11 protein-coding genes are annotated in these 16,151 nt (G+C 43.0%); 4 read left to right on the plus strand and 7 right to left on the minus strand.

What is annotated here, in order from left to right; genetic code table 11:
• Positions 1–130: 130 nt before the first annotated feature.
• The gene (locus VF06_RS31040) at positions 131–1,732 is read right to left on the minus strand and encodes a sensor histidine kinase (protein WP_099069323.1); all 1,602 of its coding nucleotides are present in this window, start codon (positions 1,730–1,732) and stop codon (positions 131–133) included.
• On the opposite strand from VF06_RS31040, the gene VF06_RS43065 reads away from it, so the two are divergent.
• The gene (locus tag VF06_RS43065) at positions 1,725–1,850 is read left to right on the plus strand and encodes a hypothetical protein (RefSeq protein WP_257207623.1); all 126 of its coding nucleotides are present in this window, start codon (positions 1,725–1,727) and stop codon (positions 1,848–1,850) included. The two genes, VF06_RS31040 and VF06_RS43065, sit on opposite strands and share 8 nt — an antisense overlap.
• 31 nt (positions 1,851–1,881) lie before the next feature.
• Here the strand turns inward: VF06_RS43065 and VF06_RS31045 are convergent, their stop codons facing one another.
• The 4 genes from VF06_RS31045 to rppA all read right to left on the minus strand — a co-directional run bounded on the left by VF06_RS31045 (position 1,882) and on the right by rppA (position 7,839).
• Entirely contained in the window at positions 1,882–3,918 is a 2,037-nt protein-coding gene (locus VF06_RS31045) for a serine/threonine-protein kinase (protein ID WP_099069324.1), read from the minus strand.
• Positions 3,919–4,436: 518 nt separating this feature from the next.
• A complete protein-coding gene (locus VF06_RS31050; RefSeq protein WP_099069325.1) occupies positions 4,437–5,537 on the minus strand; it encodes a serine/threonine-protein kinase in 1,101 nt (366 codons plus the stop codon).
• A 288-nt stretch (positions 5,538–5,825) separates the two neighbouring features.
• Positions 5,826–7,106 carry a sensor histidine kinase gene (locus tag VF06_RS31055; protein WP_099069326.1) on the minus strand — a complete coding sequence of 427 codons (1,281 nt, stop codon included), beginning with the start codon at positions 7,104–7,106 and terminating at the stop codon, positions 5,826–5,828.
• A 52-nt stretch (positions 7,107–7,158) separates the two neighbouring features.
• Entirely contained in the window at positions 7,159–7,839 is a 681-nt protein-coding gene (gene rppA, locus VF06_RS31060) for a two-component system response regulator RppA (RefSeq protein ID WP_099069327.1), read from the minus strand.
• Positions 7,840–7,966: 127 nt separating this feature from the next.
• Between rppA and VF06_RS31065 the strand changes: the two genes are divergently transcribed.
• The 3 genes from VF06_RS31065 to VF06_RS31075 all read left to right on the plus strand — a co-directional run bounded on the left by VF06_RS31065 (position 7,967) and on the right by VF06_RS31075 (position 12,811).
• Positions 7,967–8,386, plus strand: coding sequence for a hypothetical protein (locus VF06_RS31065; protein ID WP_199341949.1), 420 nt, complete (start codon positions 7,967–7,969; stop codon positions 8,384–8,386).
• Between the two features lie 687 nt (positions 8,387–9,073).
• Positions 9,074–9,616, plus strand: coding sequence for a hypothetical protein (locus VF06_RS31070; RefSeq protein WP_099069329.1), 543 nt, complete (start codon positions 9,074–9,076; stop codon positions 9,614–9,616).
• Between the two features lie 444 nt (positions 9,617–10,060).
• Positions 10,061–12,811 (plus strand): cation-translocating P-type ATPase, encoded by a 2,751-nt coding sequence (locus tag VF06_RS31075; RefSeq protein WP_099069330.1) that lies wholly within the window; start codon positions 10,061–10,063, stop codon positions 12,809–12,811.
• A 176-nt stretch (positions 12,812–12,987) separates the two neighbouring features.
• On the opposite strand, the gene VF06_RS31080 is transcribed toward VF06_RS31075, so the two are convergent.
• Positions 12,988–15,222 (minus strand): glycoside hydrolase family 57 protein, encoded by a 2,235-nt coding sequence (locus tag VF06_RS31080; RefSeq protein ID WP_099069331.1) that lies wholly within the window; start codon positions 15,220–15,222, stop codon positions 12,988–12,990.
• Between the two features lie 307 nt (positions 15,223–15,529).
• Positions 15,530–15,760: a NifU family protein gene (locus tag VF06_RS31085; protein ID WP_099069332.1), complete on the minus strand. Its 231-nt coding sequence runs from the start codon at positions 15,758–15,760 to the stop codon at positions 15,530–15,532.
• Positions 15,761–16,151: the final 391 nt, after the last annotated feature.

A 16,151-nucleotide genomic window follows, 5' to 3' on the forward strand; every position in this document is an offset into this window, starting at 1 on the left:
AGGGGGCAGGGGGCAGGGGGCAGGAGAGAATAATCAATCCCCAGTCAACAGTCAACAGTCAACAGTCAACAGTCAACAGTCAACAGTCAACAGTCAACAGTCAACAGTCATCAGTCAACAATCAACAACTTCAAACAGAATAATTGATTTCTTGAAATTCCCTCTTTGGAGGATCGAGGGGTAAAACGATGGTAAACATCGAACCTTTTCCTAGTTGACTCCGCAGTAATACTTGTCCATTATGTGCTTCGGCGATGGCTCGGACAATTGCCAACCCCAACCCTGCGCCCTCAGAACGGCGACGACTGTTAGAAGTTCGAGCAAAACGTTCAAAAATCCGTTTTTGATCCACAAGGGGAATGCCTTCGCCTGTATCCCTTACCCAGAAATGCACTTTTCCCCTGGCGATGGTTGAACCAATGGAAATTGTATCAGTCTTGGTGGTATGCTGAGTTGCATTCTGCGCCAAATTCATCACAGCCTCAGTAATTCTTTGGCGATCGACTATAATTTGACCCCTTGCCACGGCATCTATTTGCCAATCTCGTTCTCCTAGTGCTTGAGCTTTGACAAATAACTCTTGGGTTAACTGTGCGACATTCACCGTCGCTAACTGCAAAAAGTCTAGGCGTTCTGCTTTTGCCAACAAAATCAAATCATCTACTAAACGGCTCATCCTGTCTAATTCCCCCATCACCAAGGCCAAGGTTTCTTTTTGTTCTTGGGGGTCATCTCCCATCAATTCCAGATGTCCGCGAATGATGGTGATGGGTGTCCGAATTTCATGCCCAGCATCGTTGACAAATTCCCGTTGTGTGGCAAAAGCTGACTCTAGCCTGTCCATCATTTCATTGAAGGTTGTTGCTAGTTCTGCTAATTCTCCTTTGCCTTGTACTGGTAATCTTTGGGTTAAATCTGACTCACTAATTGCATGGGCTGTATTAGTAATTGTACGTAATGGAGCTAACACCCGTCCCGCCGCAAACCAAGCTAAAATCAACGACACCACAAACACAAAGCTGGAAACCTCAATAATTACGGAAACTGCTTCTAAAGTCTCTGCTCGCTGCCCGGTTGTATTGTGAGCAACCACAAACACTCCCTGAGTTTTGCCATTAATTTTAATTGGTTCCACCATGTAAAGAATTTTACTAACATCTGGATCGGAAAATTCTTTTTCTCCCTGCTCTGGTTGGGTTTGTTTTGCCCACCGTTGCATCAGTGGTGATTCCTTGGCAAGGGGTTTAGGACGCGCTCTAGGACTAGATTTGTAAAATTTGCCATCAACAAAGGTGATGAAATAAGAGTCATCCTCTGGTAGTCGATACAACAGATAAGCTCTGAAAAGCCTGATTAAATCTTCTTGGGAAGCCGGAGGAGCGATTTGTTTTTTTCCGGCCAGTAACCATTTCAATTGCTCTGGTTCAATTACGATATCTTCTGAATCGTCTTCAGTCAGTGGATCTTCTGGAGCAAAGGTTTCACCTTTAATCAACGCATTAAAAGCCGCCATATCTTCCAGCATATCTTGACGAACGCGTTCATCAATGCGTTGGTAGAGATGATAGCGAAAAGCTGGAATGGCAATTAAAAATGCGATCGCTAAAATCAGCAAATACCAAAATAAAATTCGGGTACGCGCTTCTTTAAATACTTGCTGCCAACCAAACAACAGCTTTGGTATTTTACCCCTAGAACTGCGATCGCCACGATAGCCGGTGATAATGCTCATTTTCACCCCTGCTCACTCTTTGAGACAGTGTATCGTAATTAGGGAGATGGGGGAGATGGGGAGATGGGGGAGATGGGGAGATGGGGGAGATGGGGAGACAAGGAGAATAATTTCTTAGTCATCACTCATCACTCATAACTCATCACTCATCAGTCAAACAACCGCCAAATCTTAATAGTATTGTCATCGCTACTGCTGACAAGGGTTTTGCTATCAGGAGTGAAGGCAACAGATGTTACGGTGTTGGTGTGGGCTGCCAATGTGAGAATTTCTTCTCCTGTGGCAATATTCCAAAGTTTAATGGTGCGATCGCGGCTACCACTAGCAAGAATTTGACCATCGGCGCTAAAAGCTAGGCTGGTGACTGTGTTTTCATGTCCTACGAAGGTGCGAATTTGTCTACCAGTGGTGATGTTCCAAAGTCTGATGGCGCGATCGCGGCTACCACTGGCTAAAGTTTTACCATCTGGGCTAATGGCTACGTTTGTGATTGTTTGAGAATTTCCCGCTAGTGTGCGGATGGAATATCCTTTTGCTAAATTCCAGATTTTGATGGTTTTATCAAAACTGCCACTGGCAAGAATTACACCATCGGGACTGATGGCTACTGACCGTACCCAAAATGTATGCCCTGTGAGTGTTTTAATTTGCTCTCCGGTTGCTAAATCCCAAATTTTGATGGTGTTATCATCACTACCACTAATTAAAGTCTGGCTATCAGGGCTGATGGCTAGGGTATGAACTGAGTCAGAATGTCCTGTGAGGGTGCGAATTTGCCTTCCCGTTGCCAAATTCCAAATTTTGATGCTGCTGTCATCATTACCCGTTACTAGAGTTTTGCCATTTGGGCTAATAATCACGACATTCACTTGCCCAGAATAGGTATTGAATGAAGAGATTTGTTTTCCTGTTGCTAGATTCCAAAGTTTAATTTTGCCGTCGTCGCCACTGCTGGCGATGGTTTTGCCATCGGGGCTAATGGTGATGGATAAAACTGAGTTTTCGTGTCCTTGGAGGCTATTAACTAAGGAAACTCTGCCGAAGGTAATTTTTGGGGCTGGAGATACAAGCGGGTTATTTGTCCTGGGACTATTCTGAATTAGCCTGGAAGACAAACTACTTTGAATCTGGCGAAAATGTTTATACCAAGATTCGCTAAATCCAAACAACATCACAAAAGCACTTACCAAAATTACAGTTCTCAATAAGCCGTAAATTTTTGGTAATTTTGATGCTTTAGTTAATGGGATTGTAGCTGTTGAATTTCGTGCTGGTGGTAATGCTAGCGGTTGTTTTTGCATCAAGTCTTTTAAGACTTCATCAACTGACTGATAACGTTGTTGAATGTCTTTTTTCAAAAGCTTGTCAATTACTAAATCCAATTCAGCATTTAATGGAGTGCGTAAATATTGCCGCCAATTACTCACCCAGGCATAGCCGCATTCCATCCACAATTGAAAAGGGGAAGTTCCAGTCAGCAGGTGAAAGCAAGTAGCGCCTAAACCGAACAAGTCGCTGGCGGCGAAAGCTTTACCATCTCTAATTTGTTCTAGGGGAGAATAACCGTGAGAACCAATGGATGTGCCAGATTTATTTTGAACTTTGGCGGTAAATTGCTTGGAAGAACCAAAATCAATCAAGCTTAATCGTCCATCGTTTTTATGCCGGATAATATTTTCTGGCTTGATGTCTCGATGAATCACATTGCGATCGTGAATAAACTTGAGTACAGGCAATAAATCCAGCAAAATACTTTGAATTTCCCTAGAATTATAAGGCTTTTTGCGTTGTTGTAACTCCTTTAATAAATTGTCCCCATTGACAAACTGCTGCACTAAATACAAACAGCCGTCTTGCTCAAAGTAAGCCAACAAAGTGGGAATTTGCGGATGTTCTCCAAGTTCTTGTAGTCGCTGCGCTTCTTGGGCAAACAACTCCATCGCTTTTTTTTGCGACCAAGTTCCTTGGAATTTTGGAGCTAATTGCTTGATGACACAACGTTCATTGAGTTTATCTATGTCTTCTGATAGATAAGTTCTGCCAAATCCCCCTTCATCTGAAAGGACTCGGATAACACGGAAGCGATTTCTCAAAAGCGACACCAGGGGGGTGCCACAACTTTGGCAAAATTTCTTTCCATTGGGATTTAGGGGGTTTGGGCAATCGGGATTTAAGCAGCAGATCATGATCTGACAGGCGCGACTGCATGACAACTTAAGCTAAGCTTGCCCCGTATTTACCCTTAAAATAATTGACTCTCGCTTACTTGTGGTAGAAAAACCCTGTTCTGGGGATTGGGGAATTACTTATATTGTTGGCCTTTGTAAATAGCATGTTTAGTCATTAGTCATTAGTCATTGGTCATTAGTCATTAATCAATGCCCCGTGCCCAATGTCCCATGCCCAATGCAAATTTATGCTATTTTCAGGGCTGTAGTTTAGTCAGTCTTCCTAATTTCGGGAAAACTACGAGAGCCATTAGGATTAATTATTCTTTCGATTATATAGTAATCTGAAAAAAAATTTTGGAAACTCTTAGCTTTAGTACTTTTTCTTGTATATTTGCTATCAATCAATTACTAAGTATTAAAGACTAAGACCGATTAATTAATCATTACTGACTCTCGAATTTAGTCAAAATGCTTACTAAATCTTTTTTGTATGTCTTTTATTTTCCTGGGTCAAATCAAGTGTGTGGGATTGTTCATTTTAGCCTTGCTCTCCATTTGCGAATGGCGGTAGCAGTTCTCACTACAGGCGGCATGTATACCTCAGAATTTTCCGGTTCTGTAATCTGGGGATGCTTAATTTGACAATCGGTAGTTTCCCAATCTGTAATTTTTTGATGTATAAGATTTTTCTTTTTCAATGTTTGGTTAGTTAGGCAATTTGCCAAGTTGGGGAAAAAGTTTTCCTTACCTAAAGCTTTGACTACTTCATCAGTAGTTTTAAAGCGATCGTGTAAAGAAAATTTCACCATTTTGCTTAAAATTTTGGCAAAATCATCGCTGATATTCACTTCTTTTTGCCAGGAAATTTCACCAGTAGTCGGATCTTGGTCGAATTCTAAGGGACTTTTGCCCGTCAACATATAAATACAAGTGACACCTAGTGCATAAATATCACTGGCATAAACTGGACGTAAAGAAAGCTGTTCTGGTGGTGCAAATCCCATCGTCCCAACAAAATTAGTCTTTGCAGATAAATTAGTTGAATTTTCACAACTATCAATTAATTGTTCTTTTACTGCACCAAAATCTATGAGTACCACTCGTTTGTCATTTTCACGGCGCAATAAATTTTGCGGTTTAATATCTCGATGAATTACACCATGTTGGTGAAGATACTGTAATACCGGCAAAAATTCTTGTAAAAACTGTTTAACTGAAGCTTCGCTTTGAGGCCCGTGTCGGCGCACTTCCCGTGCTAAAGTCAAGCCGGGTATGTATTCTTGAACTAAATAAAATTCTCTATTGATTTGAAAGTAGTCCAATAACATAGGTACTTGAGAATGACTACCGAGTAAAGCCAAGGTTTGTGCTTCTTTTTCAAAGCGCGTACATGCCTTTTGCCAGCTTTGACCACTAGTGACTTTTGGTGATAGCTGTTTAATTACGCATAGAGGATTCCCTGGTAATAGGGCATTTTTCGCTAAAAATGTGATGCCAAAACCACCTCTACCCAGAACTTGGAGTATTTTATAGCGATCGCGAAGTAACTGCTTACCACCAGAAACGCGGCTTAACTCAATCTGCTGTGAAATGCTATCGTAGGAACCCGTATTTTTTTGAGAAAAGCGATTCATTATCGGAGAATATCTACTCTGAAGTGTTTTTAATTCTACGACAAATCCTCTTTGACAACAGTAACATTACTGATTCTTTGTCAAATCATCACCACTCCATAAGCAAAAATTTAAATAGCTAAATTCAAGTACTTAGGGTTTGTGACAGTTGACAGTTGACAGTTGACAGTTGACAGTTGACAGTTGACAGTTGACAGATGACAGTTGGCTGAGAAATTATTCTCCCCGTCTCCCCATCTCCCCATCTCCCTTGTCTCCCCCTCTCCCCCTCCTTCAATTTTTACAGTGCTAAAAGTGCCAAAAAAAGGGTAATTTGATCTGGAACGTGGAGCCTTGACCCTCATGACTTATTGCATGGATGTGGCCGCGGTGAGCCTTGACAATTTGTTGAGCGATGGCCAATCCCAAGCCAAATCCGCCGCTTTCTCTGGTACGCTCTGTGTCAACTCGGTAAAAGCGATCGAAAATGTAAGGTAAATCTGCCTTTGGAATTCCAATGCCGGTATCAATGACTTGAATTACTGCCCGATCTGAGTGAAGTTCTAAGTTTAACCATACTGTTCCACCAGGGGGAGTGTATTTACAAGCGTTATCCAACAAGTTTTCCACAGCTTGGCGTAATAAATCGGCGTCAGCCCACAAGTTAATGGATTGTTCTGGAAAATGGCTGATGAACTCGATGGAGGCTTTTGCCGCAAAAGTACTATATTGAGCGGCTAAATTCTCTAGCAGGCTATTAAGATTAACTTTTTTGACAGATTCGGTAGTTAATTGTCCTTGGTGCCGAGCCAACAGCAGTAGGTTATTCACTAAGGTACTCATGGACTTGGCACTATCAATGATGTTTTCCACAGAGGGATGGATTTGGGGATAATCTGCCGCCATGAGTAATCCTACTTGGGCATTGGTCAAAATCGCCGAAAGGGGCGATCGCAATTCATGAGAAGCGTCTGAGGTAAAGCGTTGCAGCTGGTTATAGGCTTCCTGAACGGGCTGCATAGCTATGCCACCAAGTACCCAACCTGTAAGTCCAATTAACCCTTGTGCCACAGGTACAGTCAGGGTCAACATTAACTGAAATTGTCGCAGATCCTTTTGAGTCTGTGTCAGCGGAATAGCAACCTGAAGATAGCCGATGATCGAATTTCCGCCTTCAACAGGTAAGGTAACTTGACGAAGCCAAAGTTCTTCACCTGTTAACGGTTCAAATAACTTGATAGTGAGAAATTCAGATGTTGTTTCTAACTTTTGTGGGGGTGGAGTACCAAAAAACCGCTTGAGTTTGCCATTTGGCTCATACCAACGAATATAGACTAGTTCAATATCAGCAGGGTGAGAACCATTACCCAATAGCGGTATGTTGCTCAGATCGACTTGTTTTTCTCCTTGATACAGCCGATACTGCGAACTGGCTGCCATTAACTCTGCTCTTTTATAAAGCAGTTGATCTAATGCATTGAGCTTGTCTTTGACCTCAAGATAATAAATAACCCCAGCAAAGAAAACAAGAATGCACCCCATTGAAAAGGTAAACCAAAGAGCTAAGTTACGACGACTGCGGTTAAACACAACTCAGACTAATTCCTAATTCTGAATTTATTATTAGAGCTTTTTAAAAATCTCAACATCGTTCTGGAGGGTTGAGGCGATAGCCCATACCATAGACAGTTTCAATCCAATCCCCTGCTTTTAATGTTTGCAAACGTTGGCGAAGTTTACGTACTAGAACGGTGATGGCATTGCTTTCTGGCTCACTACCCCATTGCCATACAGCTTGCTCAATTTGGTTGCGAGTGAGTACCTGCCTGGGATGACGCATGAAATACTCTAGTAATTGAAACTCTTGGCTGGAAAGGTAGACAATCGTCCCTTGGCGCTCCAAAATTAGCGTATCGAGATGAAGTTGCAAGTCTGCTAAGCACAGGGTATCTCCTTGCCAGAGTGGCGATCGCCTCCTCAAAGCCCGCACCCGCGCCATGAACTCTATAATATCAATTGGTTTAACTAGGTAGTCATCTGCTCCGGCATCTAATCCGATGACTTTATCAGGTGTGGTGTCTTTTGCCGTAATCATTAATATAGGAGCTGTTTTTCCCGCCGCCCGATACTGTTGACACAAACTCACTCCACTAATCCCAGGTAACATCCAATCCAAAATAACCAGGTCATATTCTTTTTGGGCCAAAAGCCATTGAGCAGTTTCACCATCCTTGACACCATCAACATTGTGTCCAGCCTGGGAAAGAACCGTTTGCAGTGGCATCAATTGTTTAGGATCGTCTTCCGCCAGTAAGATTTTCATCACCTTTGTAGGCATCAGCTTATAAAGAATAATGCATTAAGCCAATTTCAACATCTTTCATCAGTCACAATAAAAGGCAACAGGCAAAGAGGAACAGAGGGTTTTATACAAATTGTGGATTTGAGATTTGGGATTTGGCAAAATCACAGGTAGGTGTATTGTGTGGCATATTGGCAAACGTTGGCTCCAAGGACTGGGATTAGAATTTTGGTTACCTCTACCACTAGTAGCGATTCTATTTTGGTTTGGCTGTAGTTTTCTCGCTGCTGGGCAGTTAAGTCAATCCTACTCTACACAGAAAAAACTTCAGTCAGATACTCAGCTAGAAGCACGCCTATCAGTCAATGTGTTGCTGATTAACGCCACTGTTAACCGAACTCAGAACATTACCAAGGTAGAAGTGGAAACAGCAGATCGTATCTTAAAGCGATTGGAATTAGAACTACCAACGATAGAATTTAGCCAAATAGAAGTGATAATTGCCCAAAAACTAGGACTACCTCGTCAGGATGTGAGGAAGTTGGTGCGCTATGAAATTGTCAATTAATCAGGAAGTGCGCCCTGTAGAGACGTTGCAATTGCAACGTCTCTACAACGATAAATCAAGGGTTTTAGTGTCTAATCCACATAATGCGTAATTTGAAAAAAGAATCAGACAGACCTATCGTAGGGGCGCATAGCTTTGTGCCCCTAAAGATTTTGGATCTGTTGCCAAGAATTTTTGAATCGGTTAGGACTTATGCACGAGTCACGTAAAAACGTAGACGCGGAGCGGCTTGCCGTAGGCTACCACAGAGGCACAGAGTTCACGGAGAAATGAGAGTTTGAGAGATATTTTGCGTAAGTCCTGTCGGTATAACTTGTGCGTAATTCCTGAAATTAAGTTTTTTGGCGATTTTTGCATAAGTCCTATGAGGGAACTCCAAAAAATAAATTGTTCCGATTTAGGTCGTTGACTGTTCACTGTTGACTGCTGAGTGTGAACGGTCAACGGTTAACAGTCTTCTGTGGAATATTTTTTTACTTGGAAGTCCCTAAATAAACAATTTATTCACTTTTCGTTCACATTTATCAGTAATGCTGAAATAGAAGCATAAAAACGAAACTAAACCAACTGAAAGAATACCGAAAATAATACAGTTAATACTTATACTACAAAAATAGAGTTTCCTACTATTTGGAGATTAATAAAACTTCGTTTTCAACTGAACTTATTTTTATAGGAGACTTTGTTATGAATTTTAGTCCACTGAAAAATGCGATGGGTATCATTTCTAGCCGTAAAGCTGCAACACAGGTGCTTGATGAACTCAGAGCCATTGACTTTCCTATGCAACAAGTTTCTGTGTTTTCTTTAGACACCAAACACAAAAAGTTGTACGAGGATGTTGAAGTGGATAAACATAACATAACTCCAAAGGAAGCTGCTAAAGCAGGTGCCATTAGAGGAGGAACAGCCGGCGGATTGCTAGCACTGATAGCTGGACTTGGCGTGTTAATTATTCCCGGTTTTGGGCCGGTGTTAGCAGTTGAATCTGTGTTGGGTACGTTGCTGGCGAGTGGAGCAAGTGCAGTGTTTGGTGGTGTTTATGGTGCTTTTCAAGGTTGGTTTGCTCCTGAAAAACAAGCTAGATTCCATAAGCCAACTACGCCAGAAAAATTTTTAGTGACGGTGGAGGGAACAACAGATGAAATACATAAAGCAGAATCAATTCTCCGTTACTGGGGTGTGCAAGAGTGGCATGTTTATGAATCTACCAAGAGATTCTCACACTAAAGAAGACACAAACACCGAAGAAGGGCAAACGTAAACACTTTTTGATAAAAAACCAAATCAAAGATTTGGTCAGAGTATTACATAGCAAGGAACAGGCAAAGAAAGTCTCTTGATGTCCTAAGGGACTTCCAAGTAAAAAATATTCCATAGAAGACTGTTCACTGTTAACTGCGAACAGTCAACGCATTAACTGGAATAATTTATTTTTTGGAGTTCCCTAAATTACGCTGCTATAGCTTCCCAGGTTCTACACAAGGACACTGGCTCTTTGCTGTGCGTGACGTTTGGTAAGTGGCATCTAAGATTTTTATCTCCTGATAGCATTTTACGAAAAAGTTATATCTCACTTTCTGAATTTGGAATTGGTGTGAGTGCATCTCCTTGTCTGTGTGTCTTCTTCCATAAAGCTTTCAACAAAACAATTCTTTCAATTTGGAGATAGAGATGACAGCAGAAACTATCGCTACAAATACTTTTAGCCAGACAACAGAAGATTTACTCAACTATGAATGGCATACTTTGGCAGAACAACAAGTTGTGCAAACCTTAGCCAGCCATTCGCAAGCAGGCTTGAGTGATGAAGAAGCTACCATACGGCATCAGCAGATGGGTGCAAATCAACTCAGTAGTAAAGGTGCAAAAAGTCCTTGGCTAAAATTTTTAGAGCAATTTAATCAACCGCTACTATACATATTGCTGACGGCCGGAGTTGTGACGCTACTACTGCAAGATTGGATAGATGCGATAGTAATTTTTGGTGTCACCTTGATTAATGTCACCATTGGCTACATTCAAGAATCGAAAGCCGAAGGTGCGATCGCGGCTTTATCGAAAGCTGTCACCACTGAAGCAACTGTGATTCGCGACGGTCAAAAAACTCGTTTGACTTCCACTGAACTTGTTGTTGGTGATTTGGTAGTGCTAGCTTCTGGGGATAAAGTACCTGCGGATCTGCGGCTGTTAAGCGTGCGGGGGTTACAAGTTGACGAGTCTGCTTTAACAGGAGAATCTGTTCCGGTGGAGAAAGCAACTCCGGCGCTGGTTGTGGAAACACCATTAGCCGAACGCAACAATATGGCTTATGCAGGAAGTTTCGTTACCTTTGGACAGGCACAAGGAATTGTGATAGCGATCGCAGATAGCACTGAAACTGGTCGGATTTCCCAGTTAATTGAAAGCAGCACAAATCTGAAAACGCCACTGACGCGAAATATTGACAAGTTTAGCAAAACCCTGTTGTATGTCATCTTGGGTTTAGCTGCCCTGACATTTGCAGTGGGATTAGGACAAGGTGAATCTTGGATTAATGTTTTCAAAGCTGCTGTAGCTCTTATAGTCAGCGCGATTCCGGAAGGATTGCCTGCAATTGTCACAGTCACCTTGGCCATCGGAGTTTCCCGAATGGCACGACGTAACGCCATTATTCGCAAGTTACCTGCTGTGGAAACTTTGGGAAGTACCACGGTTATCTGCTCTGACAAAACTGGCACTTTGACTGAAAATCAGATGACGGTTCAGAAGATTTATGCTGGTGGGCAACACTACACTGTCAGCGGTATTGGTTATGCTCCAGATGGTGAAATTTTGATGAATCAGCAACCCGTTGATTTCAGTGCAAATGAACATATTGCTGTTTGGGAATCTCTAGAAGCAGGATTGCTGTGCAATGATTCTCGCATCGAATGGCGAGATGGACAATGGAAGTTAGTGGGAACCCCAACCGAGGGAGCATTGATTACAGCTGCCAATAAAGCAGGATTGACACAAGAGAATCTAGAGCAAGAATTACCCAGAATAGATACCATTCCCTTTGAGTCGGAATTTCAATACATGGCGACTTTGCATGAATTGGATGCAAAGCGAAAACTGAATGTGATTTATCTCAAAGGTTCTGTGGAAGCAATTCTCCAACGATGCGATTATATACTTGACCCCCAAGGACAACAAGCTGCCCTCCATCCCGCCGCAGTGGAACGGGAAGTTGCAGATATGGCAAAGCAAGGTTTACGAGTCCTAGCTTTTGCGAGAAAAGAAGTTGCTGCTAAACAATCTTTGGAGCGTGATGAAATCGATGGGGGATTGGTATTTTTGGGACTCCAAGGCATAATCGATCCGCCCCGTGAAGAAGCGATCGCCGCAGTCAAGGCCTGTCAATCTGCTGGCATTCAAGTCAAGATGATCACTGGAGATCATGCCCTCACAGCAGCAGCCATCGCCCGTGAAATGGGAATTTGCTCCGCTGAAGAACAGGTGTTCACCGGAAAGCAATTAACTCAGATGGATGAAAAAAAATTTGCCCAAGCAGCTGAGCAAGGTATGGTATTTGCGCGAGTTGCTCCAGAACAAAAGTTGCGTTTGGTGAAAGCATTGCAACTCAAGGGCGAAATTGTTGCCATGACTGGAGATGGTGTTAATGATGCTCCGGCTCTCAAGCAGGCAGATATTGGTGTGGCTATGGGCTTAGCCGGGGCAGAAGTGGCCAAGGAATCGGCGGATATGCTTTTAACTGACGATAACTTCGCCTCAATTGAAGCCGCTGTGGAAGAAGGGCGCGGGGTTTATCGGAACTTACGAAAAGCGATCGCCTTTTTGCTGCCAATTAACATTGGAGAATCCATGACGATTTTGATTGCCATTCTCCTAGCAACTGTGCTTCCCATCTTACCAATCCAAATTCTTTGGCTAAACATGGTCAGTTCGGTAGGTTTGATTGCTCCCCTGGCCTTTGAGCCAAAATCTCAAGGGGTAATGCAACAACCACCGCGCAACCCCAGAGAAAAGCTTTTATCGGGTGGTTTAGTCAAGCGCATCTTAGCGATTTCCCTGTTCAATTGGTTGGTAATTTTTGGGGTGTTTCAATGGATACTTCAAACCACAGGCAATGAAGTCTTGGCTCGGACAATGGCAATTAATAGCTTAGTGGCATCAGAAGTCTTTTACCTGCTAAGCATTAGCCAGTTTTTACCATCTCTAATTGCCAAAATCCAAGGTAAAGGTACATCTGTAGCCTACGCACCCGCCATCGGAATTGTGGCTGTGATGAGTTTACAAGTTCTTTTCAGTCAATGGAACTTGATGAATCAAGTGTTTAACACTACACCTTTGACACTTATCCAAGCTCTTATTTGTCTGGGTATAGGCTTGCCAATAGTGTTCATAGCTCTCATCTTGCAGCATTTCGATCCGCTCAATTAGGGATATTGTGAAGGTGGTTTTGTATTTAACAGGCGTATATTTTAGTGTTGATTGTTGACTGTTGACTGTTGACTGGGGACTAGGGACTGGGGACTAGGGACTAGGGACTGGTGAGTTATTATTCTCCCATGCCCCATGCCCAATGCCCCATGCCCCATGCCCCTCTGCAAGACTTACTAAGGCACTTCAATGGGAATCAAAGCATTTTCTGGGAAGTGATGACAAAAACGCCCTTCATCAGCAAGTACTAAAATCAGACGTAAGGGATAATCGGGGGGAACTTGCAAATCTGCCCAGGGTACTGCTAACTCTAAACAAGTATTTAAAGCTGCTTGGGCGCGACTAGCACGGGGATGCCATTGATAATTGTCTCCAGCTTCTCGAAAATAAACTGATTGGGTCAGTAAGTTAATTTCTAGAAGATGGTGGAAAAGATAATTCACTGGGGCTGTGTCTGGGACATCTGCTAAGGGAACTGGGCTGTTAACCATTGTTTTGTCTGGATAGTACCACAGCAAATTTAATTCTGTTGGTAAATTCTGCCCCGGCACAACACCATTTTTAAAGTCCACCCGCAAATAGAAATTTAGGTGATCCACTCCATACCAAAGTCGCTGAACAACACTGCTGTTGTGCATTGTTCCCCGGGCCCCGCCAATTTCTATGCGTCCAGCTTTGTCCCAATCTTGTTCGTCACCTCTGCCATCAATGATTGGATGAATAAAGCTTTGTGGCCGATGGTCTGCTTGTACTTGGTGAACTTCCACTGGTTGTTTGAGATAAGGTGGTGCAGGTTCATTTAAGGCTTTGTAAATGCCAAACAGATGTTCTCGAAACAACTGGTCAAACACGGCATCTTGATTTGAGGAGTGTCCTGCACCGAACCACCAGAACCAATCGGAACCCTCTGCGGCATACAAGGCTTCCCAAGCATCTGGGTTATTTTCTTCGGTTGCTTCTGGATGACTGGCTAATAAATTCCTGGCTTGTGTGAGATAATCCCAAGCACGATTTTTGGCAGGATCGCCGATCCAGGTGGTGAAACTGCCATCGACCCAAGAACCGCTATGTAGTTGTTCTCCGGGGATGGTGGCTGTGGGGGGAAATTGTTCGATAAATTCGGAGACGGTGACGAGTTTCAGGTGGGGTTCGTTGCTTAAGGTTTGATATAAAGCTTCTAGGAAGGGTTTACCGTCTTGGGGATAATATTCCCAGCAATTCTCGCCATCCAAAGCGATGGTTACTAGCCAAGGTTGTTGACTTTGGCTTTCTCTTTGCATTTTGGCGATCGCTTGCAAATGTCCTACCAAATCCGCAGCTGCCTGTTTTGCTGGCATAGCGCCGTAGGTAAAGCCAATCAAATCTGATAATCTATGGTCGCGAAATACAATTGACAAGTCACCTGCTGGAGTTTGCAGGCGATAGGGTTGGTATAGAAGTTCTGGTTGCTGTACATTTCCTGCCCCATCGCGATGAAAAAAGTGTTTCAGCGTCCATCCCAAAACTGCTTCATCTGAGCATATCCACTTAAATCCTTGGTCAATAATATATGGAAGTATCTCTGGGCTTACTGATTGTTCAGAAGGCCATAAACCACGGGGTATTTGTCCAAAGCGGTCTTTATAAAAGTTCCAAGCTTTTTGTAAGTGACGCGGGATATCTTCTGCCCACTTAAAACGCTGTCCGGGTAATGTCATATTTGGCACAGCTATCCGACCAGAATTGGTATCAGCCAGCAAAGGTAAAATCGGGTGGGTGTAGGGCGTGGTGGTAATTTCTAACTGTCCTGCCTCCTGCATTTTCCGATGTTGGGGAACAATGCGAGCCAGGATTTCTCGCTGTTTGGAATAAATGCGCTGGCGATCGCTTAATGTAAAATTCCGACCCTGCTTTAACCAAGTGGCAATTTGCGGGTCATCCCAAAACAGCGGATCGATCCAAGCCAGATTGTGCCAAGCTAACAAATCGCTATAATCTGACAGCTGCCAATTTGCCAAACACCAACTTGCGCCTTTTTCCTGCCTTTGGTGATACAATTCACCATACCGCGGATGAGGATCGATTAGGGTGTGGTGATTGGCATCAAAAAAGTGTTGAATAATAAATTCCCGCTGTTGCTGGGTAAGCTGATCCTCTGGTGTCAAGCTAGCGGTGAGGTAAGGGTCAAAGGCAGTACCAGCAATATAATCTTCTAGTTGCAATATCAGTGATGGTACTAAATTTACCGTTTGGTGTAACTTAGGATACCGTTCTAGAATTAATATCAAATCCAAATAATCTTTAGTGCCATGTAAACGTACCCAAGGTAAGCGGTACTGCTGGCTAGGAGATAACGAACTGCCGCTGCCAGGAGATTTGTACAGCGGCTGATGTTGATGCCAGATAAAAGCTACGTACAGGGGATAAGACATAAGGAGTGATTGGGGATTGGGGATTGGGAACTAGTATTAATGTTGAAGAAGAATCATTCGTCAGAATTCAGGAATCAGAACCAATTAGTTCGGAGTAGCACCCGCCACTAATTGTAGACTGCTCAATTTTCACTTTTAGGGGGTCTTAAACCCACTTATTCAGCGCCAGTCATACAGAATTCAGCATAAATTCTAACTGCTGACTCCTGAATTCTATTTAGATAAATTATGAATGAAAAAATCCATTGTTCTTGATTCAATAGCGATCGCTCATTCTTCCTAGTATCCAATCCCCAGTCCCCAGTCCCTAGATTACTTGTTCAACTTCTTCAATTTCGGGAATCATTTCCCGCAGGCGGCGCTCAATACCCATTCTCAAAGTCATTGTAGAACTTGGGCAAGAACCACAAGCACCTTGCAACCGCAGTTTGACAATGGGCCCATCAAGTTCTACAAGTTCCACATTACCACCATCAGATATCAAATAAGGGCGCATTTCATCTAGGACTGTTTCAACGTTATCAATTGTGAGTTCCATAGTTTTAGACCTACTTAGTTAGGGATGGGCATGGGGCATAGAGCATAGGGCATGGGCTATAGGGCATGGGGCATGGGCTATAGTACCTCTGCCGATTTACTCCTCTGCTTTCCTTTTTCCCAGTTTATGTACCCTATGCATCGTTACTCATTACCCATTATCCAAAATTTTGTTTTCCAGCTTTATTAAATAGATCCTAAATCTAATTATCACTAGATTGCTAGTTGTCAATTTTTCATGACTGGAGATGGGGCATGGGGCATGGGGCATTGGGCATTGGGCAAAGAGGAAAAAAAAGATCCCTCCTTTTCCCTTTAACCTTTCCCCTTTTCCCAAGGCGTTGCCATCCTCCTCATCTCCCCAGTCACCAGTCAACAGTCAACCGTCAACC

Source organism: Nostoc linckia z4 (assembly GCF_002608075.1).
Taxonomy (GTDB): domain Bacteria; phylum Cyanobacteriota; class Cyanobacteriia; order Cyanobacteriales; family Nostocaceae; genus Nostoc; species Nostoc linckia.

Excerpts from the sequence above, each read along its gene's own strand:
- VF06_RS43065 (WP_257207623.1), top strand. The coding sequence starts at position 1,725 with ATGCTCATTTTCACCCCTGCTCACTCTTTGAGACAGTGTATCGTAATT.
- VF06_RS31040 (WP_099069323.1), bottom strand. The coding sequence starts at position 1,732 with ATGAGCATTATCACCGGCTATCGTGGCGATCGCAGTTCTAGGGGTAAA.
- VF06_RS31045 (WP_099069324.1), bottom strand. The coding sequence starts at position 3,918 with ATGATCTGCTGCTTAAATCCCGATTGCCCAAACCCCCTAAATCCCAAT.
- VF06_RS31050 (WP_099069325.1), bottom strand. The coding sequence starts at position 5,537 with ATGAATCGCTTTTCTCAAAAAAATACGGGTTCCTACGATAGCATTTCA.
- rppA (WP_099069327.1), bottom strand. The coding sequence starts at position 7,839 with ATGAAAATCTTACTGGCGGAAGACGATCCTAAACAATTGATGCCACTG.
- VF06_RS31070 (WP_099069329.1), top strand. The coding sequence starts at position 9,074 with ATGAATTTTAGTCCACTGAAAAATGCGATGGGTATCATTTCTAGCCGT.
- VF06_RS31075 (WP_099069330.1), top strand. The coding sequence starts at position 10,061 with ATGACAGCAGAAACTATCGCTACAAATACTTTTAGCCAGACAACAGAA.
- VF06_RS31080 (WP_099069331.1), bottom strand. The coding sequence starts at position 15,222 with ATGTCTTATCCCCTGTACGTAGCTTTTATCTGGCATCAACATCAGCCG.
- VF06_RS31085 (WP_099069332.1), bottom strand. The coding sequence starts at position 15,760 with ATGGAACTCACAATTGATAACGTTGAAACAGTCCTAGATGAAATGCGC.